Here is a 3,002-nt window from a genome sequence, read left to right on the forward strand (position 1 = left end):
ATGAAATTCCAATTAGTATCCGATTTTAAACCTATGGGCGACCAGCCTACTGCTATTGCCTCTTTGGTCAATGGTATCAATGATCAAGAAAAATACCAAACGCTCTTAGGGGTTACCGGCTCTGGGAAGACTTTTACCATAGCCAATGTAGTGGAGCAGGTGCAGGTGCCTACTTTGGTTTTAGCTCATAACAAAACCCTTGCGGCTCAGCTCTATAATGAGTTCAAGGCTTTCTTCCCCAATAATGCAGTAGAGTACTTCGTATCCTATTATGACTACTACCAACCAGAAGCATATATCCCTGTTACTGGGGTGTATATAGAGAAAGATTTGTCTATCAATGAGGATATTGAGCGAATGCGCCTTAGTACTACCTCTGCCCTACTCTCTGGCCGTCGCGATGTGCTCGTGGTAGCTTCTGTGTCCTGCCTGTATGGTATCGGAAACCCCTTGGAGTTCCAGAAGAATGTCATCTCTATAGAGGAAGGGCAAACGCTCACCCGTACCAAGTTTATGCACCAACTCGTACAGAGCCTCTATGCGCGCACTACGGCCGACTTCCTTCACGGAAACTTTAGAGTAAAGGGGGATGTTATCGATGTCTTCCCTGGGTATAGCGAAACACCTATTCGGGTACATTTCTTCGGGAATGAAATCGAACTGATAGAATCCTTTGACCGCGAGACAAATAAGACCATAGAACGCTTGGACAAGCTCAATATCTATCCTGCCAATATGTTTGTTACCTCTCCCGATGTGTTGCAGGCCGCTATCCGTGATATTCAAGATGACTTAGTCAAGCAAATAGAGTTCTTCCAATCGGTAGGGAAAACTCTGGAAGCAAAGCGTTTGGAAGAGCGTACCAATTTTGACCTAGAGATGATACGTGAGCTCGGCTACTGCTCTGGGATAGAAAACTATTCGCGCTACTTGGACAGACGCCCACCAGGGAGTCGCCCTTTCTGCCTAATAGACTATTTCCCTAAGGACTTCCTTATGGTGATAGATGAGAGCCACGCTACCGTTCCCCAAGTACGCGCTATGTACGGAGGGGATAGAAGTAGAAAAGAAAACTTGGTAGAGTATGGTTTCCGCCTTCCTGCTGCGATGGACAACCGCCCGCTTAAGTTTGAAGAGTTCGAAGCGCTACAGAATCAGGTGATCTATGTGAGTGCTACCCCCGCAGACTACGAATTGCAGAAGTGCGGAGGCGTATATGTGGAACAGGTCATTCGCCCTACTGGTTTGCTCGACCCTAAGATAGAGGTACGTCCTAGCAAAAACCAAATAGATGACCTCTTGGAAGAAATACAGAAGTGTGTAGAGGAAGACCAACGTGTACTGGTAACCACCCTTACCAAGCGTATGGCAGAGGAGCTGACTAAGTATCTGACCAAGATGGAGGTACGTTGCCGCTATGTACATAGTGACGTAGATACGCTGGAGCGTATTGAGATTATGCAAGACCTTAGAAAAGGGCTTTTTGATGTACTTATAGGAGTGAACCTACTCAGGGAAGGATTAGACCTCCCAGAAGTATCCTTGGTAGCTATCTTGGATGCTGATAAGGAGGGCTTTTTGCGCTCGGCTCGTTCTATGACACAAACGGTAGGACGCGCTGCCCGTAATATAGACGGACGTGCGATTATGTATGCTGACAAAATTACCGATAGTATGCGCGTAACCATTGAGGAAACTGCCTACCGAAGGGAAAAGCAGATGAACTATAACCTTACCCACGGCATCACACCTCAGCCTCTGCATAAAAAGATTGAAAATGCGCTAAGCAAAAGCCCCATTACAGAATTTCATTACGAGAATACCCCGAAAAAGAAAGAACACTCCCCTACCAAACCTATGAGCAGAGGAGAACTCGAGAAAGAAATACAACAAACTCGCAAGCTGATGGAAGCTGCTTCCAAAGAATTGGACTTCATTCAGGCAGCACACTATCGAGACCTACTCAAGGAACTTCAGGAAAAGCTTCAAGAAAGCTCCTTATAGGCATTGTGTATCAGCAAATAATCGGCAAGCACCAAGGCAGACATCGCCTCTACGATGGGTACCGCACGAGGTACTACACAGGGGTCGTGTCTGCCTTTTCCTTGGAACTGCACTACCTCCCCTGCCCTATTGATCGTCTCTTGCTCTTGCATAAGGGTTGCTACCGGCTTGAAGGCTACACGGAAATAGATATCCATCCCATTGGAAATCCCCCCTTGTATGCCCCCTGAGTAGTTAGTACGAGTCGTGCCATCAGGTAGGAATATATCATTATTTTGGCTACCTCTTTTTCTAGTAGAGGCGAATCCCCCTCCGTACTCAAATCCTTTTACAGCATTGATAGAAAGTATTGCTTTTCCTAACTCAGCGTGCAGGCGATCGAAAACAGGTTCACCCAGTCCCACAGGAACGCCTTGTATGACACAAGAAACAATCCCTCCTACGGTATCTCCGTCCTTGCGTACCTCTTTGATATAGGCTTCCATTTGTTCAGCTAATATAGGATCTGGACAGCGTACAGGATTTTTTTCTATTTGGGAAAAATCAAGCAGACCATAATCCTCTTCAGGTAATGATAACTCCCCTACAGCTGATACATAGGCTGTAATTTTTATTCCTTTTAGGAATTGCTTGGCGATAGCTCCCGCTACTACGCGAACGGCTGTTTCCCGTGCAGAACTACGTCCGCCTCCACGATGGTCACGCAAGCCATATTTCTGCTCATATACATAATCCGCGTGAGAGGGACGATATAGCTCCCTCAAGTGGTCATAGTCCTGAGAATGTTGTTGGGTATTGGCTATGATGAACCCAATAGGTACCCCTGTGGTCTTTCCCTCAAAGATACCCGAAAGAAACTGTACCTTATCAGCTTCCTTGCGTTGGGTTACGATAGCTGACTGCCCAGGCCGACGCCTATCAAGTTCCCTTTGTATTTCCTCGAAGTCCAATGCGATTCCCGCAGGGCAACCATCAATCACGCCACCTATAGCCTCTCC

The 3,002-nt window shown here is 46.7% G+C and carries 2 protein-coding genes; one reads left to right on the top strand and one right to left on the bottom strand.

What is annotated here, in order from left to right; all coding sequences use genetic code 11:
• Window positions 1-2,004, top strand: coding sequence for an excinuclease ABC subunit UvrB (gene uvrB / locus RYK20_RS10850; RefSeq protein WP_314895436.1), 2,004 nt, complete (start codon window positions 1-3; stop codon window positions 2,002-2,004).
• Here uvrB and aroC read toward each other — a convergent pair.
• Window positions 1,986-3,002: chorismate synthase (gene aroC, locus RYK20_RS10855; RefSeq protein ID WP_314895437.1), on the bottom strand; the 1,017-nt coding region annotated here is incomplete at its 5' end. The two genes, uvrB and aroC, sit on opposite strands and share 19 nt — an antisense overlap.

The sequence above is a fragment of the uncultured Capnocytophaga sp. genome, assembly GCF_963525585.1.
Classification (GTDB): Bacteria; Bacteroidota; Bacteroidia; order Flavobacteriales; family Flavobacteriaceae; genus Capnocytophaga.